This window comes from Sphingomonas sp., from assembly GCF_004799495.1.
In the GTDB taxonomy this organism is placed as follows: Bacteria; Pseudomonadota; Alphaproteobacteria; order Sphingomonadales; family Sphingomonadaceae; genus Sphingomonas.
In genome coordinates this window covers 181,268-202,018 of record NZ_SSMY01000006.1, presented here as the reverse complement: position 1 = coordinate 202,018, position 20,751 = coordinate 181,268, and the positions used below count along the sequence as shown (strand labels likewise).

Here is a 20,751-nt window from a genome sequence, read left to right as displayed (position 1 = left end):
ATAACGTCACAGCGACGCTAGCGGCCGGTCGAGCGAAACAAAACCGCTTTGCGGATCGCTAGTTAGGCAGACTGCGGATTGGAACAAAAGTAGATCACGACGATGCGGCGCGTGTCAACATCTAAACCGCCGAACCGGCCTTCGCCATCGCAGAGAAACTCGTATGCACTGGGTGCCTTGGCTTTCATAAGGCGCCGATCCGCAATCGGCCCAATGTTGGTTGGAGCAGAAATCCCGAAAAATATATCGCGACTAAACGGCAGAGGATTGCATTAGTGACCAGATTGCCGGCCAAAGAAGGTGTTACCCTTCTAGCCCGCGCACGCTGCTACCTATTTGCTACCTAGCCTCCCGCGCCAACGCGCCGATCACCGCTAAGTCATTGAAAAGGTGGTGGACGCACTAGGGCTCGAACCTAGGACCCGCTGATTAAGAGTCAGCTGCTCTACCAACTGAGCTATGCGTCCATGCCGGGAAAGGCGGTCCCCGTTCGGGGAGCGAGGCCGTTAGCATCGCGGCCGGGCTTTGCAAACCCTTTTTGCGGGTGAAATTCCTACCAGCGCGTCTGTTTGCGGTTGGCGCGGTCGAGCGACATCAGGATGCCGATGCACAGCAATACGGTGAGCTGCGACGAACCGCCGTTGCTGATCAGCGGCAACGGCACGCCGACCACAGGCGCCAACCCCATCACCATCGCCATATTGACCGACACGTAGAAGAATAAAGTGGTGGCAAGTCCGGCCGCGGTCAGCCGGGCAAACCGGCCTTCGGCGCGCAACGAGATGTTGATCGCCCAGCCAATGATCGCGAACCAGGCGAGCAGCAGCGCCACCCCGCCGGCCAGCCCCCATTCCTCCATCATCGTTGCCAGCGCGAAGTCGGTTTGCCCTTCCGGCAAATAATCGAGGTGGCTTTGCGTCCCGTTGAGGAAACCCTTGCCCCAGATGCCGCCCGATCCGATCGCGATCTTCGACTGGGTGATGTGATAGCCTGTGCGCAACGGGTCGCTTTCCGGGTTGAGGAAGATCGCGATGCGGTTGCGCTGATAGTCGTGGAGGACGAAGTTGTACGCGATCGGTGCCGCGATCGCCGCAAGCAACGCCCCGCCGAGGAACAACCGCAACGGGATCCCAGCGAGGAACATGATCGTGATCCCCCCCGCGGTGATCATCATTGCGGTGCCGAGGTCGGGTTGCAGCATCACCAGCCCGGCGGGCAGGCCGATCAGCAGTAGCGCTGGCCAGATCGCACCGAACTTGCGCGTCTCGCTGGGCGGGAGCAAATCGTAGAAACGTGCGCAGGCCAGCACGATGAAGGGTTTCATCAGCTCCGACGGCTGTAAGCGGATGACGCCGAGCTCGAGCCAGCGCTGGCCGCCGCCGGCGACCTTGCCCAATATTTCTACGCCGACCAGCATCACGATGATGACCGCATAGGTGGGCAGGCTGATCATACCCCAGATTTCGGGCCGTACGCGTGACAGCCCCATCGCCGCAGCGAGCAGCACAAAGAAGCGAATGCCCTGCGACAGTGCCCAGGGCCTGATGTGCCCACCCGCCGCCGAATAAAGCACCAGCAGGTCGAAACAGCCGATCGCGAGGATCAGCAGGATGATCTTCCACGGCAGGTTGGCGAGCGGTTCGGGGACGAAGCCGAGCGAGGCGGAGGACTGCGGCCTCATTGGTCGACTTCGTGCGAGCCTTGCTCGGCTGGGAGCGCGGTGTTGGCGATCGCGGCGGCGGAGACGTTCGCGGCATCGGTTGCAGCCTCCACCGCGGGAGCATCGGTCGGGGCGGTCGCGTCGGCTTCGGTCTGCACCGCCTGCACCGCCGAAATCTGGCCCTTGTACGCAGCGGTCTCCGCTGCCGTGCGCGTTGCGATATCGCCGCCCCAGGTCGGCTCGAGTTCAGCGAGCGATTTGAGTGCACGGTCGCGGTCGAGCAGGTACGTCATGATGTCGCGGCCGATCCCCGGCGTGTCGAGGTTGCGGACGGTGTGCCCGCCGTGTTCGAGCACGATCGCGGCGGCATAGCGCGGATTCTCGACCGGCGCGAAGCACACGAACAGCGCATGGTCGCGCAGTTTGAACGGCAAGGCCGCATTCTTGAGCACCCCGCTGCCCCGCTCCGCCATGGTGATCCGGCGGACTTGCGCGGTGCCAGTCTTCGCGCCGAGCGACACGCCGGGAATGTTGAGCCGCGCCGCGCCGCCGGTGCCGCCCTCATTGACCACGCCGTACATCGCGTTGCGGATCAGCGCGAGGTGGTTGGGATCGATCGGCAGCGGATTGGCGTGCGGGGCGGAACCGTTCATCAGCAGCCGGGGCGTCAGTGAGCGGCCCGACGCGATGCGCGACGCCATGACCGCGAGCTGAAGCGGATTGGCGAGGACATAGCCCTGGCCGATCGACGCGTTGAGCGAGTCGGCGACGGTCCATTCGTCCTTGTATTTCTTCCGCTTCCACGCGCTGTCCGGGACGGTGCCGAAGCGCTGGGTCGAAAACGGAATGTCGAACTTCTGCCCGAGCCCCAGCGTCCGGGCGATAGGCGCGACCCGGTCGTAGCCCAGCCGGCGCACCATTTCGTAGAAATAGATGTCGCAGCTCGCCATGATCGCTTGCTTGAGGTTGAGCGGCCCGTGCCCGTTTCGCTTGTGGCAGTGGAAGATGCCGCCGCCGACCTTCAGCGCGCCGCCGCAGCTGATCCGCTCCTCCGGGCTGACGCCGTTATGGAGCAGCGCCAGGCCGTTCATCGGCTTGACCGTCGATCCCGGCGGATAGAGTCCCTGCAGGATCTTGTTCATCAGCGGGACGTGGTCGTTGTCCGACAGCATCTTCCATTCGAGATGGCTGATTCCGTCGGAAAAGCTGTTGGGGTCGTACGCCGGCATCGACACGAACGCGAGAACGTCGCCATTGGTCACGTCGATCACGACCGCCGAGCCCGAGTTGGTTCCCAGCCGGCGTGCGGCATATTCCTGCAGGCCCGCATCGATCGTCAGCCGCTGGACGTGGCCGGCGACGTCGCGGCGCGTTTCGAGTTCGCGCACCAGCTTGCCGTGCGCGGTGACTTCGACGCGCTTGGCGCCCGGTTCGCCCTGCAAAGTACTTTCTAGCGCCTTTTCGAGGCCGTCCTTGCCGATCTTGAATCCCGGTGTGATCAGCAACGGATTCTTGGTCTTCTGATATTGTTCCGCCGACGCCGCGCCGACATAGCCCGTCAGATGCGCTACCGCCTGACCCGCCGGATAGCTGCGCGAATAGCCCGCGGTCGGTGCAACGCCGGGCAGTTCGGGCAAGCGCACCTGCACCGCGTTGAATCGGTCGGCGTCGAGATTTTCCGCGACCTGCACCGGCTGGAATCCCGCCGCGCGCTTGATGTCGGTCTCGATCCGCGTGATCTGTTCGGGCGGCAGGCCGAGCAATTGCTGCAGCAGCCCGAGCACGCGCGGCTGGTCGGCCTCGGGCAAGCGGTCGCGGATGATGTCGACGCGAAAGTCGGTGCGGTTGTTGGCAATCGGGTGGCCGTAGCGGTCCACGATCCAGCCGCGGCGCGGCGGGATCATCGTCAGGTTGACGCGGTTACTCTCCGACAACAGCCGGTAGTGCTCGTTCTCGAACACCGACAGCCACGTCATGCGCGCCGCCAGCGCGACCCCGACCGCGCCTTGCACGCCGCCGATCATCAGCGCGCGGCGCGAGAAGCTGTAACTCTGCGTCGCCTCGGTGGTCAGGCGCGGCGGTTTGCTCACGCGCGCCCTCGCTTGGCATCGAGCCACGCGACCAATCGAGCGACGAAGGGATAGAGCAGCACGGCGGCGATCACCTGAAACAGCAGCAAGGTGTCGACATGCGCCTCAAGCGGCGTGGTGATCAAGCGCCCCGCGATCAGGCAGAACGCGATCGCGCCCGACGCAAGAACCCAATCCTGCCAGAAGTCGCGTGACATCAGTCGCTGGTCGAGCAGGTCGATGACGAGAAACGCGAGCGTCCACAACAGAATCGCGCTGCCAAGCGGCTGGCCGCTGACCAGGTCGTCGAAGAACCCGAACGGCAACGGGCTCCAGATCCGCACCGTGTCGGGCCGCAACAGCCGCCACGCAAGCAAAACCATCAGCCCGAGTGGCGGCAAGACCGGAAACGTGGCGATCAGCGGCACAATGGTGATCAGCGATCCAATGACGATCGACGCTGCCGGGATCGCCCAGACGGCGACAGGCGAGGGATCGGGCGCGAACGCGCCGCCCGTCTGCCTCACGGCTGCTTCTCGTCCGCGGGCGGCGGCGGAGCGGTCAGGAAGGTGCGCAGCACGACGGCATAATCGAGCGCGTCGGGCGCGGCATAGGGCTTGGCGAGCGCGCCGTCGCGGCCGCGGCTGATGACCTTGGCGACCGGAATATTGGGCGGGAAGATGCCGCCCGAGCCCGACGTGACCAGGACGTCGCCGGGCGCGTACTCCGCATTGCCGAGGGCGATCGGCTTGACGTCGAGCAGGCCGTCGCCGCGCCCGGTCGCGAAACCCGGTGCGCCGTCGCGCGTACGGCGAACCGGCACAATGCTTTCGGAATCGATCAGCATCAGCACGCGCGCGGTGTCGGGCCCGGCTTCCAGCACGCGGCCGACCAGCCCGTCTGGCGCGCGCACCGGCATCCCGGCGTGGACGCCCTGGATCAGGCCGGCATAGAGCAGCGCGTAGCGGCGGGTACTGGTCGCCGACGAACTGACCACGCGCGCGGTCGCAATCGTCTCGACGCTCGGCTCGCGCAGCCGCATAAGGGCCTTGAGACGAAGGTTTTCGTATGCGATGGCGCGCGCGCGGAGCAATTGCCGGCGGCCGTCGGCCACTTGCTTGGTCAACCGCGCATTCTCGCTGCGCACGCCGAAGAAGCTGCCGATCACCGAGGGAATCGACGCGATTCCGTTCCACACCGATCCGGCCGCCCAGCTGACCGGCGCGGTGACTTCGGCGGCACCGGCGCGCAACGCGGAAAAAGCCGCCGGGTTGAACGTCGACAGCGCGAGCAGGACAGCGCCCATCAGCGCCCCCGCGATCGCGATCACGTAGCCGATGAACAGACTATATTGCGCCCGCCGCGAGAAACCCGGGCGCCGGTTGCGTGGCGGCGCCATCCATCTCCCTCACATCACAAGGCCGCAACAGTAACAGAAATCAGGCGGTGTGCAGCACGCCGCGATACATCGGGTCCTCGAGCGCGCGGCCGGTGCCGAGCGCGACGCAGGTCAACGGGTCGTCGGCGATCGTCACCGGCAGCCCGGTCTCGTCGCGCAACACTTCGTCGATGCCATGGAGCAGCGCGCCGCCCCCGGTCAGGACGATGCCCTGGTCGACGATGTCCGCCGCCAGTTCGGGCGCGGTGTTCTCGAGCGCGATACGCACGCCCTCGACGATCGTGCCGACCGGCTCGCTCAGCGCTTCGGCGATCTGGCCCTGGTTGATCTGGATTTCCTTGGGCACGCCGTTGACCAGGTCGCGGCCCTTGATGTGGATCGTGAGCCCGATCCCGTCGGCCGGGGGTTTGGCGGTGCCGACTTCCTGCTTGATCCGCTCGGCGGTCGCTTCGCCGATCAGCAGATTGTGGTTGCGGCGAACGTAGCTGACGATCGCTTCGTCCATCTTGTCGCCGCCGACGCGGACCGAGGTGGTGTAGGCGAGACCACGCAGCGACAGCACAGCGACTTCGGTCGTTCCGCCGCCGATATCGACGACCATGCTGCCGATCGGCTCGGTCACCGGCATGTTCGCGCCGATCGCCGCGGCCATCGGCTCCTCGATCAGCCACACCTGGCTCGCGCCGGCGTTCTGCGCGGCGTCGCGGATCGCGCGGCGCTCGACGCTGGTCGACCCCGACGGCACGCAGATCACGATCTGCGGCCAGCGCATGAAGCGCTTCTGCCCGCCGTGCACCTTGTGGATGAAGTGCTTGATCATCTGCTCGGCCACGTCGATGTCGGCGATGACGCCGTCGCGTAAGGGGCGGATCGCGGCGATGCTGTCGGGGGTCTTGCCCATCATCAGTTTGGCGTCGTCGCCGACCGCCTTGACCTTCTTCACGCCGTTGATCGTCTCGACCGCGACCACCGACGGCTCGTTGAGCACGACGCCGCGGCCGCGCAGATAGACGACCGTGTTCGCCGTACCCAGATCGATCGCCATGTCCTGCGACATCAGCTTGAAGAAACGCCCGAAGACCATAGTGAACGTACCGCCCGAAAAGATGCGCGCGTCAGGCGCGCGAGTTATTCATTTCCCCCGCCGCCAAAGCCAATTTCCGGGCTCCGGGTTGATCGGCATTAACGGTCGCGAGAGCCGGGCGCTTGGGCTAGAGTCACAATCATGTCAATACGGCGCCTCCCCGAACATCTGGTCAATCGTATCGCTGCCGGTGAAGTGGTGGAAAGACCCGCCAGCGCGTTGAAGGAACTGGTCGAAAACGCGATCGACGCGGGCGCGACGCGGATCGCGGTGCGGCTGGCGAGCGGCGGCATCGACCTGATCGAGGTGATCGACGACGGGTGCGGGATGACGCCCGCCGACATGGCGTTGGCGCTCGAACGGCATGCGACGTCGAAACTGCCCGATGAGGCGATCGATCAGGTCACGACGCTGGGTTTCCGCGGCGAGGCCTTGCCGTCGATCGCCAGCGTCGCGCGGCTCACGCTCGAAAGCCGGGTTCGCGGCAGCGACGGCTGGCGGCGCGTGGTCGATAACGGCGCGCTGGTCGAGGAGGGGCCGGCCGCGCTGCCCCCCGGAACGCGCGTGCTGGTCGAGGGGCTGTTCGGCAAGGTGCCCGCGCGGCGCAAGTTCCTGCGCACGCCGCGTGCCGAATATGGCGCGAGCCTCGACATCGTCCGCCGGTTGGCGATGGCGCGGCCCGACATTGCGTTTTCGGTCGAGCATGACGGCAGGCGCAGCCTGGCAACCAACGCGCCGGAGGACCGTCCCGCGCGCGTCGCCGCGCTGACCGATCGCGCGCTGGCGGAGAACAGCATCGGCGTCGACGTGGAGCGCGACGGCGTGCGGCTTGGCGGGGTCGCCGGGCTGCCGACCTTCAACCGTGGGGTCGCCGACCACCAATATCTGTTCGTCAACGGGCGCCCGGTGAAAGACCGCTTGTTGATGGGCGCGATCCGCGGCGCGTATGCGGAAATGATCGCACGCGACCGGCACCCGGTGGTGGCGCTGTTCCTCGACCTTCCGGCCGACTTGGTCGACGTCAACGTCCACCCGGCCAAGACCGAAGTCCGCTTCCGCGAGCCGCAGATGATCCGTGGGCTGATCGTCAGCGGCTTGCGCCGTGCGCTCGACGAAGCGGGGCACCGCAGTTTCCAGCGCCCGAACGAAGATGCGCTCGCGGCGTGGCGGTCCGAGCCGGTCGGACCGATGCTGTGGGACGCCGGGCAGGGCGACACGCTGACCGCGCCGCGCCACTCGGCGGTTTTTGATCGCCGCCCATCGTTCAGCGCCCCGCCGCCGCTCGCGCGCGCGGAACCAGCCTATGCCCCGCCGCCCGACACCGTCGCGCATCCACTCGGCGTGGCGCGGGGGCAAGTCGCCAAGAGCTATATCGTCGCCGAGGCCGAGGACGGCCTAGTGCTGGTCGATCAGCACGCTGCGCACGAACGGCTGGTGCTCGAACGCATGCGTGCCGCGCTCGCCGGCGGACGCGTGGCGAGCCAGGTGCTGCTGATCGCCGAAGTGATCGAACTCGACGAACCCGCGTGCGACCGTCTCGAAGCGCGTCTCGACGAGTTGGCCGAATTCGGGCTTGAGCTCGAACGCTTCGGCCCGCGCGCGATGCTCGTTCGCGCGACGCCGGCGATGCTAGGGCAGGGGGATGTAACCGGCCTCGTCACCGACCTCGCCGACGAACTCGCCGCGTTCGACGAAGCGCTGAGCCTCAAGGAACGCCTCGACCACGTCGCCGCGACGATGGCCTGCTACGGGTCGGTCCGCGCCGGGCGGATACTGTCGGTGACCGAAATGAACGCGCTGCTCCGCGAAATGGAAGTCACCCCGCACTCGGGTCAGTGCAACCACGGCCGCCCGACCTGGGTAAAGCTGGCGCACGGCGACATCGAGAAACTGTTCGGGCGAAAATAGCATCGCAGGAGAGCCGCGCGACGAAAAAGTTCCCCGACCCAAGCAAAATCTATTTCGTTCATCTCTTGGAAACTTTGCGCATGATGCGCATTTTCAGCTGCATGGGTCATCACGACCCGCTGGATTTGCCGCCCGTGAAAAACGTCCTGCCCGTCGTCTTCGCTCTCATCCCCCTCGCGGCCGTGCTTGGCGCCTGCGTTTCGACGTTCTGATCCCCCGCCGGAACGTCGCGGCTCTCCTCCCCCTCCCAGAGAGCCACATGAAAAGGGCCGCCCAGAGACGATCCGGACGGCCCTTTTTCTTGGCTTGGTAGAAGCGATCAGGCTTCCGAAGCTTCCTCGGTCGCGTCGGCCTGCGGCTCGTCGGCCACCACCTTGACCTCGGCGGTCGCGCCCGGCTCGGCGTTGGGGTCGAACTCCTCGATGAAGCCGGCTTCGTCCTTTTCGAACATCGCCGCCATCACGTCGACGCCCTGCGACTGCATCTCGGCCTCTTCGGGCGAGCGCGCGACGTTGACCTTGACGGTCACCGACACTTCGGGGTGCAGCGCCACGTTGACCTCGTACAGGCCGATCGCCTTGATTGGCTTGTTGAGCACGATCGCCGACTTGGCGACCTTATGTCCCGCGGCCTCGAGTGCCTCGACCAGGTCGCGCACCGCGACCGAGCCGTAGAGCTGGCCGGTGTTCGACGCCTGGCGGATCAGCGTCACCGACGCGCCGTCGTAGGACTTGGCGTCCTTCTCGGCCTCGCTGCGGCGATTGGCGTTGTCCGCCTCGATCCGCGCGCGGTTCGCCTCGAAGACCTTCTTGTTGGCGTCGTTGGCGCGAAGCGCCTTCTTGTTGGGCAACAGGAAGTTACGGGCGAAGCCGTCCTTCACCGTCACGACATCGCCGATGGCGCCGAGCTTCTCGACGCGTTCCAGCAGAATAACGTCCATCGTGTCTGCTCCTTACTTCACGAGGTAGGGCAGCAGGCCCAGGTGACGCGCGCGCTTGATCGCCTGGGCGAGCTCGCGCTGCTTCTTCGCGCTCACCGAGGTGATGCGCGACGGGACGATCTTGCCGCGTTCGGACACGAAGCCCTGCAGCAGACGAACGTCCTTGTAATCGATCCGGGGAGCATCCTTCGCGGAAAAGGGGCAGCTCTTGCGGCGGCGGAAAAAGGGTCGTGCCATGTCTATAGTTCCTTATTCGCCGTCGAAGCCGCCGCGGGGACCGCGGTCGGGGCGGTCGCCCCGGTCACGACCGCGCTCGCGGTCGCGCTCACCCTTGCGCATCATGACGCTCGGGCCGTTCTCGTGCTCGTCGACCTTGACGGTCATGTAGCGGATCACGTCCTCGTTGATCTGGGTCTGGCGTTCCAGCTCGGCGACGACCGCGCCGGGGGCGTCGATTTCGAGCATCACATAATGCGCCTTGCGGTTCTTCGCGATGCGATACGCGAGGCTGCGCAGGCCCCAGGTCTCGGTCTTGACGACCCTGCCCTTGTTGTCGGTCACGATCTTGGTGGCGGCTTCCGCCAGAGCGTCCACTTGCGCCTGCGCCAGATCCTGGCGCGCAAGGAACACGTGCTCGTAAAGAGCCATGCTTTCGTCTCACTGTTGGCCGATCGCTGACACAGCACCGTGCTGCGCCCCTCCGGCTATCGTCTTTTCCGTTTGTCGGAAGCGCGGGCCATTGGCGGAAAAACCCGCCGAACGCAACCCTTAGAGAATGTGGAGCGCGACGAGGTTCGCCTCGGCGGCGCATTTTTCGGGCTTCGGCGCGGCTGGACTGGCGCGCAGCGCGGTCAGTTCGGCGCGCGCGGCGGCGAGATCGGCCTGGAACTCGGGCTGGCCGAGTTCGGCGGCGTAGGTGGCGGAGGCGGTGACTCGTCCGGCCTCGATCGCGCTATAGTTATGCACGCCGCACACCACGCGGCTTTCGCCATAGGCGCGGCCGCGCTGCAGGATCGGCGTGGCGCGGTCGGGCGCCAGGTTCGCGAGGATAATCGCCCAGGTCCAGCCCCAGGTCGTGTGGCCCGACGGATAATCGTAGCTGCCCGCGAGTTCTCCCGGCGCCTGGCATGTCTTGCCCTTGTCGATCTGGTACGGGCGCAGCCGCTTGAAGAAATCCTTCGACGCGCGCGATTGTGCGTTGGCGGTGGCGCCGCCGATCGCGATCAGCTTCATCGTCTTGGGTGCCATCGCGGGATCGAGCTTGATCCCGAGCGAACAGCTGAACGCCTCAGCCATCGCCGGGCCACCGGTCCTAACATCGCGCGTCGCCATGTCGCCGCGTGGGGTGCCGAGCCAGTGGCGCGTCGCCTTGAAGATGCGCCGGTCGGCCTCGTAGCGCGGGTCGCCCTTAACCGGAGCGGGCGGCAGGATCTGCGTCATGTCGAGGCTGCCGTCGGGCAGGTAAGTCGGAGTGTCCTGCGCCACGACCAGCGCCGGCACGCCGATCGCGAGCGCCGCCAATGCGATGAATGTCGACCGTGCCACGCCGCGCTCCCCTGTTGTACCGACGCTCCTCTGCCAGCATTGCGCGGGCACGAAAAGGGCGGCGAGCCGAAGCCCGCCGCCCATTCGTTTCGGCTATTGCCGAGCGCCCTAGTTGAACGCGCCCGACAGCACCGCGCCGATCAGCCCGCCGGCCACCGCGACCAGCACGGCGTCGTTGCCCGAGCGCACCCAGTGATACCCGCGCGGCGGCGCGTAGAGGCGGCGGCCGCGATACTGCTGCCAGTTCGGGATCTCGCGATAGTTCTGGGCATAACGGCGGTCGAACCGCTGACCGCGGCTCCACTGGTGATAGCGCGGCGCCTGCTGGCCGTGGCGGTTCGCCTGATAGCGATCGTGGCGTTGGGGCGCGGCCGAGGCCGGCGTGATCGCAACCGGGCTCGCCAGCATCGCGGCGGCAAGCGCGCCGATAAGGAACTTCTTCATGACAACCTCCATTTCGAACGACGTCGTGTTTGGCGTCGATCTGGATGTGGGAACGAGGTGTCGCGGTCCCGTCGCAGCATACCTGCGATTTGGTCGCAAAGTGTCGCGAAATGGCAGTAATATTGACCAATCGTTCATGTTTTCCGGGCGGCGGCGTGTGCTTGCGCCGGACCGCGCGGCTTTCTACTGCCGATGCCAAGCAAGGAGACGTCGATGCGCGCGTTCATTTTCCCGGGGCAGGGCAGCCAGGCAGTCGGTATGGGCAAGGCGCTCAACGACGCGAGCCCGATCGCCCGCGCGGTGTTTCAGGAGGTCGATGACGCGCTCGGCCAGCATCTCTCGACATTGATGTTCGAAGGGCCGGCGGAGGAACTGACGCTGACCGCCAACGCCCAGCCGGCGATCATGGCCAACGCGATCGCGACGTTGCGCGTGCTGGAGCAGGCGGGCGACGTGCGGCTAGCCGACAAGGCCGATTACGTAGCGGGCCACAGCCTTGGCGAATATACTGCGCTGTGCGCCGCGGGCGCGTTCGACCTTGCGACTACTGCGCTGCTGTTGCGCCGTCGCGGCGAGGCGATGCAGGCGGCGGTGCCGGTCGGGCAGGGCGCGATGGCGGCGTTGCTCGGCTGCGACCTCGCGACCGCGCAGAAGATCGCAGACGCGGCCGCGCAGGGCGAGGTGTGCACCGTCGCCAACGACAACGATCCGTCGCAGGTGGTGATCTCGGGCGCCAAGGCCGCGATCGATCGCGCGATCGAGATCGCCAAGGATCACGGCGCCAAGCGCGCGATCGCGCTTCCCGTTTCCGCCCCGTTCCATTGCCCGATGATGCAGCCCGCCGCCGACGTGATGAGCAGCGCGCTGGGCGAGGTGAAGATCGACACGCCGCTCGTGCCGGTGTTCGCCAACGTCACCGCGCAGCCGGTGAGCGATCCCGATACGATCCGCCGTCTGCTGGTCGAGCAAGTCACTGGTATGGTGCGCTGGCGCGAATCGGTGCTCAATATGGCGGATGCCGGCGTCACGCACTTTGTCGAATTCGGCGGCAAGGTGCTCGCCCCGATGGTCAAGCGCATCGCGCCCGATGTCGATGCGGTCAGCGTGATCTCGATGGACGACATCGAAGCGCTGGCGAAGAGTTTCTAGGAGAGAATGATGTTCGACCTGACAGGCATGACCGCGCTGGTGACCGGCGCTTCGGGGGGGATCGGATCGGCGATCGCGCGAGCGCTGGCGGGGCAGGGCGCGCGGCTCGCGGTGTCGGGGTCGAATGCGGAGAAGCTCGAGGATTTCCGCGCGTCGCTTGGCGGCGATCATGTCGCGCTGCCGTGCAACCTGTCGGACGGCGCTGCGGTCGATGCGCTGGTACCCTCGGCCGTCGAGGCGCTGGGTAAGCTCGACATTCTGGTCAACAATGCCGGCGTCACGCGCGACAACCTCGCGATGCGGATGAAGGACGACGAGTGGGATCAAGTCATCCGCATCAATCTGGAGGCCGCGTTCCGCCTGATCCGCGCCGCCGCCAAGCCGATGATGAAGGCGCGGTTCGGCCGCGTCATCTCGATCACCAGCGTGGTCGGCGCGACAGGCAACCCCGGCCAAGCTAATTATGCCGCATCGAAAGCCGGGCTGGTCGGCATGTCGAAGGCGCTGGCGCAGGAACTCGCGAGCCGCAACATCACGGTCAATTGCGTGGCACCGGGCTTCATCCGCTCGGCGATGACCGACGTGCTGCCCGAGGCGCAGAAGACCGCGCTGCTCACCCGAATTCCAGCGGGCGACCTGGGCACCGGCGAGGATATCGGCGCCGCAGTGGTCTATCTCGCGTCGAAGGAAGCGGGGTACGTCACCGGACAGACGTTGCATGTCAACGGCGGCATGGCGATGATCTGACAGGCGAATTTGGGAGGACGAACGATGAACCGATGGCTAATCATCGCGGGCGGCTTTGCCGCGTTTGCAGCGACACCCGCCGCGGCGCAGCGCTTTGGCCCCGATTATAGCCAGCGCGGTCTGCCCGGCGGCAGCGACACGATCTCGAGCGGCGGCGAACTCACCGGCAAGGACATGGGCCCGGTCGGCTGCATCTATCAATACACGCACCGCATTCCCCGGCCCGACGCGGTCGATCTCGTCAAGAACGGCTACGCTGCGAAAACCAGCAAGCAGAAAGAGACGTTCCAGATGGTCGGGGAGGCGATCGCGGCCTGCCGTGCCGGAACGGGCTGGAGCGCGAAGCGGCAGGATATCGCGGTGAAGTTCTTTTCGGCCAAGATCCTGGCCGAAGACGCGATCTACCAAGGGCGCGATCTCGGCCTGACCGTCGCCGTCGTGCGTGCGCTCGACGCCAGGCTCGATGCCGACACGAAGGCCGCGTTCGCGTCGGGGCAAGTCGATGGCGCTCGCATGGCGGTCGCGACGGCGCAGCTCAAGGCGGCGGGGCTCGATCCGGCGGCACTGACCGAAGAGCAGCGCCAAACGCTCGCGCCTCTGCTCGCGCGCGCATTGTGGGGCTTGTATCAGCAACAGGCGGCCGCGGCCGCTTACAAGGCCGGATAAATGCACCACACCATTTCCCGTATCTTCTGCGCGTTTCTCGCTCTCGCCACTTTCGCGCCCGTCACCGCCCGGGCGGCGACGGGCGATATCGGTTGCATCGAGGCGAAACTCGGTCCGGCCGCGATGCAGCGGATCGGTACCGGGGTCGTCGCGGCGGCGGACAAGGGCACCAACCCCGCCGGCGCGCTCGATGCCGATCGCGAAGCCTTGCTCGCCGCGCGACAGGGGTGCCGCGTGGCGAACGACTGGTCGCCCGATGCCGTCCAGGCGGCGATCTCCTACACGCAAAGTCGCGCGACCAAATTGGGTGCCGAGTCGGCCCTAAAGTCGGAAGGGCTTGACACTGCCAAGCTCGTGACGAGCTATGCCGCCTTGCCGATCCAGGACCGCAAGAGCCTGATCGCGAAAGCCTCGCCCGGTGCGCTCAACGCCGTTGCCGTCGCGGCCCCTGTTCTTCGCACCCGCCGCCACATCCTGCTCTATTTCGCTGCGCTCGCGGGAATTGAATTCTATCCTGGGGATTTCGCCGCGTCATGAAACACGCTTTTCTATTGTCGACCGTCGTGCTGGCCGGCCTGTTGGCAACGCCTGCCCATGCCGCCGATCGAGCGTCGCTCGACTGCATGGCGACCGAACTGGGCCCGGTCGAGATCGCGAAGTACCAGCACATCGTTGGTGACACGCTGGTTGCCGACGGAACGCGTCAAGATGCCGCGCTGGCGCCGGTAATGGCCGTCGTCGACACTTGCAAAAAGAAACATGGCTGGTCGGATGCCGCGACTCATGTAGCGAGCGCGATCCTGTTCGCACGGCTGGCGCGACCGGCGGTCGAAGCCGCGCTGACGTCGGACGGCGTGTCGATCGCCACCGTGGAGCGTGTCTATAGCGGACTTCCCGAGGCAGTTCGGCGCGATTTTACGACCCCGCAAGCGTCGGACGCCAGCGGCGTAGCCGCGGCACAGGCGTTGATCGCCGCTCGCGTAGATACGTCCGGTCGCCGCGCCAGGCTGATCGGTATGCTGATCGCCTCCTTAGGCATCGAGGAATTCTGGACGGCGCGGTTCGCCGCCGCCTGACCCCCTTGCGCGGGCACTAACCGCGTTCTACGTGCGTTCAGGAAACCCCGGGGGAAGTCCCCCGACAATAGAGGGATGCGACGAATGAGCGATACTGCCGACCGGGTGAAGAAGATCGTGGTCGAGCACCTGGGTGTCGAAGCCAGTGCGGTGACGCCCGAGGCGAGCTTCATCGACGATCTCGGTGCCGACAGCCTCGACATCGTCGAGCTGGTGATGGCGTTCGAGGAGGAATTCGGGGTCGAGATCCCGGACGACGCCGCGGAGAAGATTTCGACCGTCAACGACGCGATCACCTATATCGACGCGAACCAGGGCTAAGGCCCTTTCCGTGGCGCTTTGCCGCGGTGTAGAGTAACGAGCGGCTCCCCGTCCCCGGGCAATCCAGGGCCGGGGGGCCGTTTCGCATTTTGACGTGAACGAATTGGAGAATGGCATGCGGCGTGTCGTCGTGACCGGGCTGGGCCTGGTGACCCCGTTGGGGGGCGATGTCGAAACGACCTGGAAGAACCTGCTCGCCGGCAAGTCGGGCGCGGGCCAGATCACGCGGTTCGACGCGAGCGAATATCCCTGCACGATCGCGTGCGAGGTGAAGCCCGCCGACCACGAATATGGCTTCGATCCGGGCAAGCGCGTCGACCACAAGGTCCAGCGCCAGGTCGACCCGTTCATCATCTACGGCATCGACGCCGCGGGCCAAGCTCTCGAAGATGCCGGACTGACCGAGATGAGCGAAGCCGAGCGGTTGCGCGCCGGCTGTTCGATCGGGTCGGGGATCGGTGGCTTGCCCGGGATCGAAAGCGAGTCGCTGGTGCTCGCGGAAAAAGGCCCGCGCCGGGTCAGCCCGCACTTCGTCCACGGCCGCCTGATCAACCTGATCACCGGGCAGGTACAGATCAAATACGGGTTGATGGGTCCCAACCATGCGGTCGTCACCGCCTGTTCGACCGGGGCGCATTCGATCGGCGATGCCGCGCGAATGATCGCGATGGACGATGCCGACGTGATGCTCGCGGGGGGATCCGAAAGCACGATCTGTCCGATCGGGATCGCCGGGTTCGCCGCGGCGCGCGCGCTCAACACCGACTTCAACGACCGGCCCGAAGAAGCGAGCCGTCCGTATGACGAGGCGCGCGAAGGCTTCGTGATGGGCGAGGGCGCGGGCGTGGTCGTGCTCGAGGAATATGAGCATGCCAAGGCGCGCGGCGCGAAGATCTATTGCGAAGTCGTCGGCTACGGCCTGTCGGGCGATGCCTATCACGTGACCGCGCCGGAGCCCGAGGGATCGGGCGCCTACCGCTCGATGGAAATGGCGCTCAAGCGTGCCGGCATGCAGCCGTCGGACATCGATTATATCAACGCGCACGGCACCTCGACGATGGCCGACATGATCGAATTGGGCGCGGTGAAGCGGCTGTTCGGCGATGCGATCGGCAACGTCTCGATGAGCTCGACCAAATCGGCGATCGGGCACCTGCTCGGTGGTGCGGGCGCGGTGGAAAGCATCTTCTGCATCCTCGCGATCCGCGACCAGATCGTGCCCCCGACGCTCAACCTCCAGAATCCGTCGGAGGGCGCGGAGGGAGTCGATCTGGTGCCGCTCGTCGCGAAGAAACGCGAAGTGAAGGCGGCGCTCAACAATTCGTTCGGGTTCGGTGGCACCAACGCCAGTCTCGTGATGAAGGCGCTCTAGGCATCCCGATGCGCCGCTTCGGTTGCCTCACGCTGTTCACCGCGCTGGCGCTTGTCGGCGGTGCGCTTTGGGCGATTCACGACTGGGGCGGAGCGGGGCCGGCACCCAAGAATCTGACGGTGACGATCCAGCCGGGCAGCGGGTTGAGCAAGGCGGCGGATCAGCTCGAAGCGGCCGGCGCGATCCGCTCGGCGAGCCGCTTCGTCTTCTTCGCCAAGATTTTCGGCGGCGGTACGGGCATCCGCGCGGGCGAATACGGTATCCTCGCGCATCTCAGTCAGTCGGACATCCTCAAGCTGCTTCAGGGCGGCAAGACGCTTCAGCGTTTCGTCACGATTCCCGAGGGTCTGCCGTCGATCCTGGCGCAGGAACGCATCATGGCCGCGCCCGAACTGATCGGCACGATCGACCGGCCGGCGGAGGGCTCGCTGCTGCCCGACAGCTACAGCTATCAGCGCGGCGACACGCGGCAATCGGTGGTGAACCGCATGCAGCGCGCGATGCAGGCGTATCTTGCCAAAGCGTGGGCGAGCCGCAAGCCGGGCCTCGTTGTCCACACCCCGCAGGAGGCCATCATCCTCGCGTCGATCGTCGAGAAGGAAACTGCGGTACCGAGCGAACGCCGCATGGTGGCGGCGGTCTATTCGAACCGATTGAAGCGCGGGATGATGCTGCAGGCGGATCCGACGATCATCTATCCGGTCACTTTGGGCAAGGCGCTCGGCCGCCGCATCCTGCTCTCCGAAAAGAATGCGAAGAATGCGTACAATACCTACACGATGACGGGGTTGCCCAAGGGGCCGATCGCGAATCCTGGGCGAGCTTCGATCGATGCGGTGCTGAACCCGGCGGACTCGAACGCGCTCTATTTCGTCGCCGACGGCACCGGCGGCAGCGTGTTTGCCGACACGCTGGAGCAGCAGAACATCAACGTGCAGAAATGGTACGCCATCCGCCGCGCGCGCGGCGAGATGTAATTAGCGGCGGAAGGCCGCCGCCGCACGTGCCTTGGCTTCGACCACTTCCGTCGTCCCGCTGCACACCCAACTCCCGCCGACGCACAGCACCGGCTCAAACGCGAGCCATTCTGGCGCGTTCGCTTCGCTGACGCCGCCGGTCGGACAGAACTTGCATTGATAAAACGGCGCCGCGAGGCTCTTGAGCGCCCTCAGCCCGCCATTCGCTTCGGCGGGGAAGAACTTGAAGTGCGTTAGGCCGAGGTCGAGCCCGCGCATGATGTCCGCCGAGTTGGCGATGCCCGGCAAATACGGCACCCCGCTCGCGATGATCGGCTCCGCAAGCCGCTCGGTCAGCCCGGGCGAGACGATGAACTCGGCGCCGGCGTCCATCACTGCCTCGAACTGCTCGCTGTTCACGACCGTGCCCGCGCCGACGATCGCGCCGGGCACTTGCTTCATCGCGCGGATCGCGTCGAGCGCGGCCGGGGTGCGCATGGTGACTTCGAGCGCGGGCAAGCCGCCCGCGACTAGCGCCTCGGCCAGCGGCACCGCCGTCGCCAAATCGTCGATCACGATCACCGGGATGACCGGCGCGGCGAGCATGATGCGTTCGATGTCGCTCATTTGGCATGCTCCTGCGCGAACGCCGCCGCGGCGCCGTACAGGCCGGGCTGGGGGTGGGTGATAAGCTTGACCGGGATGCCAGCCATCATCTGCTGGAAGCGGCCCTTGGCGGTGAAGCGCTCGGCGAATCCGGAACGCGCGAAATGGTCCTTGAGCTTGAGGCCGAGCCCGCCCGCGATCACGACCTCCTTCGCGCCCTGCGTCAGCGCGAGGTCGCCGGCGAACGCGCCGAGCGTCAGGACGAAGCGGTCGAGCGCAGCGATCGCCAGGCTGTCGGTGCCTTCGAACGCGAGCCCCCAGATCGCCTTGTCGTCGAGGTGGCGGACGGGCTTGTCTTCGATCTCGGCGAGCGTTTCATAGATCGCGACGATCGCCGGTCCCGCGCAGACGCGCTCGGCGGAGACGCGCGTGAACGTCTTGCGCAACCGCGCCAGCATCGCATCCTCGAACCCATCGAGCGGCGCGAAATCGACATGCCCGCCTTCGGTCGGCATGACGTGATACCCGCCGTCCGCGTGGAACACGCCCGCCACGCCCAGCCCGGTGCCGGGGCCGCAGATCGAGGTCACGCCATCGCGCGCGAGCGGGCGATCCGGACCGCAGATGTGTAAGAAATCGCCCTCGGGCAATTGCGCGACGGCATGCGCGATCGCGGCGAAGTCATTGACGATCGTATAGGTGTGGGCGCCGAGTCGCTCGGGGATCAGCGCGGGGCGAATGATCCACGGGTTGTTGGTCAGCTTGATCACCTCGCCGCCGACCGGCGACGCGACCGACAGCGCGGCGGCCTTGGGCAGCGGCGCGCCATGCTGGCGCTCGAAATCCTGCCACGCGGTCTGAAGCGAGGCGTGCTCGGCGGTCTTCTGCGTCACCACATGGCCGAGCGATACTACGTTGCCCTTGGCTACTTCCGCGATGGCGAAACGGGCGTGCGTGCCCCCGATATCCACCGCGACGACCTGCATCACAAACCCGCTCCCGCAAAGATTGCCGACGCGCCAAGCTCGGCTTCGTCGGCCGCGCTGCGGAACAGCCCGAACAGCTCGCGCCCCATGCCTTCCGTCGCGAGTGGGCAGTCGGCGAGCTCGCGCGCATTCCATTCGGCCGCATCGATCATCGCATCGAGCGTGCCGGCGACGGCGTCGAGCCGGATCACATCACCGTCGCGCACACGGCCGAGCGGCCCGCCGCCCAGCGCCTCGGGCGAGCAATGGATCGCCGCGGGCACCTTGCCCGACGCGCCCGACATACGCCCGTCGGTGACGAGTGCGACCTTGAAGCCCTTGTTCTGCAGAACGCCGAGCGGCGGGGTGAGCTTGTGAAGCTCGGGCATGCCGTTGGCGCGCGGGCCCTGGAACCGCACGACGACGACGACGTCGCGGTCGAGCTCGCCCGCCTTGAACGCCACCTGCACCTCGGCCTGGTCGTGGAACACGCGCGCGGGCGCCTCGATCACCCAGCGCTCGCGGTCGACCGCCGACACCTTGATGCACGCGCGGCCGAGGTTGCCCGACAGGATGCGGAAGCCGCCTTCGGGGGAGAAGGGATCGCTCGCTGGGCGCAGGATCGTGTCGTCGCCGCTCGCGCCCGGGTCTTCCCAGCGCAGCGTATCTCCCTCGATGACAGGCCGCTTGCCATAATCGGCGAACGCGCCGGCCACCGTGAGGATATCGCCGTGGAGTAGTCCCGCATTGAGCAATTCGCGGATCACGAACGGCATTCCGCCGGCATCCTCGAAACCGTTCACGTCGGCCGACCCGTTGGGATAGACGCGCGCGACCAACGGCACCGCGCGGCTGAGCGCGTCGATATCGTCCCAATCGATCGCGATCCCAGCCGCGCGGGCGATGGCGGGGAGGTGGATCAGGTGGTTGGTCGAGCCGCCTGTCGCGAGCAATCCGACCGCTGCGTTGACGATCGCCTTCTCATCGACGCAGTGCCCGAGCGGGCGGTAATCGTCGCCCTCCCACCCGATCTTCGCCAGCCGCTGCGTCGCGGCGCGCGTCAGTTCCTGGCGCAGCTTCGTCCCCGGGTTGGCGAAGGCGGCACCGGGCATGTGGAGGCCCATTACCTCCATCATCATCTGGTTGGTGTTGGCGGTGCCGTAGAAGGTGCACGTGCCCTTCGAGTGATACGCGCCGATCTCGGCGTCGAGCAGTTCGTCGCGGCCGACCTTCCCTTCGGCATAGGCTTCGCGCACCGCGGCCTTGGCCTTGTTGGCGAGACCGGTGCGCATCGGTCCGCCGGGGATCAGGATCATCGGGAGATGGCCGAACCGCAACGCCCCCATCAGCAGCCCGGGCACGATCTTGTCACAGATCCCGAGCAACGCCGCGCCCTCGAACATGCCGTGGCTCAAGGCGACCGCCGTCGACAGCGCGATCGTGTCGCGGCTGAACAGCGACAGCTCCATCCCCGGATAACCTTGCGTTACCCCGTCGCACATCGCCGGCACGCCGCCCGCGACCTGCGCCGTCGCACCGACCTCGCGCGCCCAAACCTTCATCTGCTCGGGATAGCGGTAATAGACCGCGTGCGCCGACAGCATGTCGTTGTACGCGGTGACGATGCCGATATTCATTCCGCGATCGGCCTTCATCGCCTCGCGGTCTTCCTCGGTCCCGGCATAGCCGTGCGCGAGGTTGGCGCAGCCAAGCATCGGCCGCTTGAGCCCAGCGTCGCGTTCGCGCACGATCAGGTCGAGATAGGCCGCGCGGGTCGGGCGCGAGCGCTCGATAATGCGATCCGTGACGGCCGAGACGGCGGGGTTCATCGTCTGTCCCTCATG

Annotated in this window: 22 protein-coding genes and 1 tRNA gene; 9 read left to right on the top strand and 14 right to left on the bottom strand. The window is 66.4% G+C overall.

From position 1 onward, the window contains the following. Positions 1 to 391: 391 nt before the first annotated feature. The 6 genes from E7773_RS06840 to E7773_RS06815 all read right to left on the bottom strand — a co-directional run bounded on the left by E7773_RS06840 (position 392) and on the right by E7773_RS06815 (position 6,212). Positions 392 to 467 (bottom strand) — tRNA-Lys (locus E7773_RS06840). A gap of 86 nt (positions 468 to 553) precedes the next feature. Continuing rightward, positions 554 to 1,681: a rod shape-determining protein RodA gene (rodA, locus tag E7773_RS06835; protein ID WP_293989808.1), complete on the bottom strand. Its 1,128-nt coding sequence runs from the start codon at positions 1,679 to 1,681 to the stop codon at positions 554 to 556. Further along, positions 1,678 to 3,750 carry a penicillin-binding protein 2 gene (gene mrdA / locus E7773_RS06830; protein ID WP_293989807.1) on the bottom strand — a complete coding sequence of 691 codons (2,073 nt, stop codon included), beginning with the start codon at positions 3,748 to 3,750 and terminating at the stop codon, positions 1,678 to 1,680. The genes rodA and mrdA overlap by 4 nt, the downstream gene beginning before the upstream one ends. Beyond that, positions 3,747 to 4,256: a rod shape-determining protein MreD gene (gene mreD / locus E7773_RS06825; RefSeq protein ID WP_293989806.1), complete on the bottom strand. Its 510-nt coding sequence runs from the start codon at positions 4,254 to 4,256 to the stop codon at positions 3,747 to 3,749. Before mreD ends, mrdA begins: the two co-directional genes overlap by 4 nt. Then, positions 4,253 to 5,128, bottom strand: coding sequence for a rod shape-determining protein MreC (gene mreC, locus E7773_RS06820; RefSeq protein ID WP_293989805.1), 876 nt, complete (start codon positions 5,126 to 5,128; stop codon positions 4,253 to 4,255). Before mreC ends, mreD begins: the two co-directional genes overlap by 4 nt. A 40-nt stretch (positions 5,129 to 5,168) precedes the next feature. After that, positions 5,169 to 6,212: a rod shape-determining protein gene (locus E7773_RS06815; RefSeq protein WP_293989804.1), complete on the bottom strand. Its 1,044-nt coding sequence runs from the start codon at positions 6,210 to 6,212 to the stop codon at positions 5,169 to 5,171. Positions 6,213 to 6,353: 141 nt separating this feature from the next. Between E7773_RS06815 and mutL the strand changes: the two genes are divergently transcribed. Then, positions 6,354 to 8,120, top strand: a complete 1,767-nt coding sequence (gene mutL, locus E7773_RS06810; protein WP_293989803.1) for a DNA mismatch repair endonuclease MutL — start codon at positions 6,354 to 6,356, stop codon at positions 8,118 to 8,120. 319 nt (positions 8,121 to 8,439) lie between these two features. On the opposite strand, the gene rplI is transcribed toward mutL, so the two are convergent. The 5 genes from rplI to E7773_RS06785 form a co-directional block, all read right to left on the bottom strand. Further along, positions 8,440 to 9,060 (bottom strand): 50S ribosomal protein L9, encoded by a 621-nt coding sequence (gene rplI / locus E7773_RS06805; RefSeq protein ID WP_293989802.1) that lies wholly within the window; start codon positions 9,058 to 9,060, stop codon positions 8,440 to 8,442. Positions 9,061 to 9,072: 12 nt separating this feature from the next. After that, a complete protein-coding gene (gene rpsR, locus E7773_RS06800) occupies positions 9,073 to 9,297 on the bottom strand; it encodes a 30S ribosomal protein S18 (protein WP_066583513.1) in 225 nt (74 codons plus the stop codon). A 12-nt stretch (positions 9,298 to 9,309) separates the two neighbouring features. Beyond that, complete coding sequence (gene rpsF, locus E7773_RS06795) at positions 9,310 to 9,708, bottom strand: 30S ribosomal protein S6 (protein WP_293989799.1); 399 nt, start codon at positions 9,706 to 9,708, stop codon at positions 9,310 to 9,312. Between the two features lie 120 nt (positions 9,709 to 9,828). Beyond that, positions 9,829 to 10,605 carry a phosphatase PAP2 family protein gene (locus E7773_RS06790; RefSeq protein ID WP_293989797.1) on the bottom strand — a complete coding sequence of 259 codons (777 nt, stop codon included), beginning with the start codon at positions 10,603 to 10,605 and terminating at the stop codon, positions 9,829 to 9,831. 108 nt (positions 10,606 to 10,713) lie between these two features. After that, positions 10,714 to 11,049 carry an RcnB family protein gene (locus E7773_RS06785; protein ID WP_293989794.1) on the bottom strand — a complete coding sequence of 112 codons (336 nt, stop codon included), beginning with the start codon at positions 11,047 to 11,049 and terminating at the stop codon, positions 10,714 to 10,716. Between the two features lie 213 nt (positions 11,050 to 11,262). Between E7773_RS06785 and fabD the strand changes: the two genes are divergently transcribed. From fabD to mltG, 8 genes are all read left to right on the top strand, one after another. Beyond that, the gene (fabD, locus tag E7773_RS06780) at positions 11,263 to 12,198 is read left to right on the top strand and encodes an ACP S-malonyltransferase (protein WP_293989792.1); all 936 of its coding nucleotides are present in this window, start codon (positions 11,263 to 11,265) and stop codon (positions 12,196 to 12,198) included. A 9-nt stretch (positions 12,199 to 12,207) separates the two neighbouring features. Beyond that, positions 12,208 to 12,945, top strand: a complete 738-nt coding sequence (fabG, locus tag E7773_RS06775) for a 3-oxoacyl-[acyl-carrier-protein] reductase (RefSeq protein WP_293989790.1) — start codon at positions 12,208 to 12,210, stop codon at positions 12,943 to 12,945. Positions 12,946 to 12,969: 24 nt separating this feature from the next. Continuing rightward, positions 12,970 to 13,611 carry a hypothetical protein gene (locus E7773_RS06770; protein ID WP_293989788.1) on the top strand — a complete coding sequence of 214 codons (642 nt, stop codon included), beginning with the start codon at positions 12,970 to 12,972 and terminating at the stop codon, positions 13,609 to 13,611. Next, positions 13,612 to 14,148: a hypothetical protein gene (locus tag E7773_RS06765; RefSeq protein ID WP_293989785.1), complete on the top strand. Its 537-nt coding sequence runs from the start codon at positions 13,612 to 13,614 to the stop codon at positions 14,146 to 14,148. After that, complete coding sequence (locus E7773_RS06760; protein WP_293989782.1) at positions 14,145 to 14,687, top strand: hypothetical protein; 543 nt, start codon at positions 14,145 to 14,147, stop codon at positions 14,685 to 14,687. The genes E7773_RS06765 and E7773_RS06760 overlap by 4 nt, the downstream gene beginning before the upstream one ends. Before the next feature lie 84 nt (positions 14,688 to 14,771). Continuing rightward, complete coding sequence (locus E7773_RS06755; RefSeq protein ID WP_293989780.1) at positions 14,772 to 15,008, top strand: acyl carrier protein; 237 nt, start codon at positions 14,772 to 14,774, stop codon at positions 15,006 to 15,008. 115 nt (positions 15,009 to 15,123) lie between these two features. Then, the gene (fabF, locus tag E7773_RS06750) at positions 15,124 to 16,380 is read left to right on the top strand and encodes a beta-ketoacyl-ACP synthase II (RefSeq protein WP_293989778.1); all 1,257 of its coding nucleotides are present in this window, start codon (positions 15,124 to 15,126) and stop codon (positions 16,378 to 16,380) included. 8 nt (positions 16,381 to 16,388) lie between these two features. After that, entirely contained in the window at positions 16,389 to 17,357 is a 969-nt protein-coding gene (gene mltG, locus E7773_RS06745; protein ID WP_293989775.1) for an endolytic transglycosylase MltG, read from the top strand. On the opposite strand, the gene eda is transcribed toward mltG, so the two are convergent. Genes eda through edd form a run of 3 tightly spaced genes read right to left on the bottom strand, consistent with a single transcriptional unit; the run spans position 17,358 to position 20,736 of the window. Next, positions 17,358 to 17,963 carry a bifunctional 4-hydroxy-2-oxoglutarate aldolase/2-dehydro-3-deoxy-phosphogluconate aldolase gene (eda, locus tag E7773_RS06740; protein WP_293989772.1) on the bottom strand — a complete coding sequence of 202 codons (606 nt, stop codon included), beginning with the start codon at positions 17,961 to 17,963 and terminating at the stop codon, positions 17,358 to 17,360. After that, positions 17,960 to 18,928 (bottom strand): glucokinase, encoded by a 969-nt coding sequence (glk, locus tag E7773_RS06735; RefSeq protein ID WP_293990009.1) that lies wholly within the window; start codon positions 18,926 to 18,928, stop codon positions 17,960 to 17,962. Before glk ends, eda begins: the two co-directional genes overlap by 4 nt. Beyond that, positions 18,928 to 20,736 (bottom strand): phosphogluconate dehydratase, encoded by a 1,809-nt coding sequence (gene edd, locus E7773_RS06730; protein WP_293989769.1) that lies wholly within the window; start codon positions 20,734 to 20,736, stop codon positions 18,928 to 18,930. The genes glk and edd overlap by 1 nt, the downstream gene beginning before the upstream one ends. Positions 20,737 to 20,751: the final 15 nt, after the last annotated feature.

What these genes read in the sequence shown, in the direction of transcription:
- fabG (WP_293989790.1), top strand. Translation starts at nt 12,208, where the DNA reads ATGTTCGACCTGACAGGCATGACCGCGCTGGTGACCGGCGCTTCGGGG.
- E7773_RS06815 (WP_293989804.1), bottom strand. Translation starts at nt 6,212, where the DNA reads ATGGTCTTCGGGCGTTTCTTCAAGCTGATGTCGCAGGACATGGCGATC.
- rplI (WP_293989802.1), bottom strand. Translation starts at nt 9,060, where the DNA reads ATGGACGTTATTCTGCTGGAACGCGTCGAGAAGCTCGGCGCCATCGGC.
- eda (WP_293989772.1), bottom strand. Translation starts at nt 17,963, where the DNA reads ATGAGCGACATCGAACGCATCATGCTCGCCGCGCCGGTCATCCCGGTG.
- E7773_RS06760 (WP_293989782.1), top strand. Translation starts at nt 14,145, where the DNA reads ATGAAACACGCTTTTCTATTGTCGACCGTCGTGCTGGCCGGCCTGTTG.
- edd (WP_293989769.1), bottom strand. Translation starts at nt 20,736, where the DNA reads ATGAACCCCGCCGTCTCGGCCGTCACGGATCGCATTATCGAGCGCTCG.
- E7773_RS06785 (WP_293989794.1), bottom strand. Translation starts at nt 11,049, where the DNA reads ATGAAGAAGTTCCTTATCGGCGCGCTTGCCGCCGCGATGCTGGCGAGC.
- mutL (WP_293989803.1), top strand. Translation starts at nt 6,354, where the DNA reads ATGTCAATACGGCGCCTCCCCGAACATCTGGTCAATCGTATCGCTGCC.
- fabF (WP_293989778.1), top strand. Translation starts at nt 15,124, where the DNA reads ATGCGGCGTGTCGTCGTGACCGGGCTGGGCCTGGTGACCCCGTTGGGG.
- rpsR (WP_066583513.1), bottom strand. Translation starts at nt 9,297, where the DNA reads ATGGCACGACCCTTTTTCCGCCGCCGCAAGAGCTGCCCCTTTTCCGCG.
- fabD (WP_293989792.1), top strand. Translation starts at nt 11,263, where the DNA reads ATGCGCGCGTTCATTTTCCCGGGGCAGGGCAGCCAGGCAGTCGGTATG.
- rpsF (WP_293989799.1), bottom strand. Translation starts at nt 9,708, where the DNA reads ATGGCTCTTTACGAGCACGTGTTCCTTGCGCGCCAGGATCTGGCGCAG.
- mreC (WP_293989805.1), bottom strand. Translation starts at nt 5,128, where the DNA reads ATGGCGCCGCCACGCAACCGGCGCCCGGGTTTCTCGCGGCGGGCGCAA.
- glk (WP_293990009.1), bottom strand. Translation starts at nt 18,928, where the DNA reads ATGCAGGTCGTCGCGGTGGATATCGGGGGCACGCACGCCCGTTTCGCC.
- E7773_RS06770 (WP_293989788.1), top strand. Translation starts at nt 12,970, where the DNA reads ATGAACCGATGGCTAATCATCGCGGGCGGCTTTGCCGCGTTTGCAGCG.
- E7773_RS06755 (WP_293989780.1), top strand. Translation starts at nt 14,772, where the DNA reads ATGAGCGATACTGCCGACCGGGTGAAGAAGATCGTGGTCGAGCACCTG.
- E7773_RS06765 (WP_293989785.1), top strand. Translation starts at nt 13,612, where the DNA reads ATGCACCACACCATTTCCCGTATCTTCTGCGCGTTTCTCGCTCTCGCC.
- mltG (WP_293989775.1), top strand. Translation starts at nt 16,389, where the DNA reads ATGCGCCGCTTCGGTTGCCTCACGCTGTTCACCGCGCTGGCGCTTGTC.
- rodA (WP_293989808.1), bottom strand. Translation starts at nt 1,681, where the DNA reads ATGAGGCCGCAGTCCTCCGCCTCGCTCGGCTTCGTCCCCGAACCGCTC.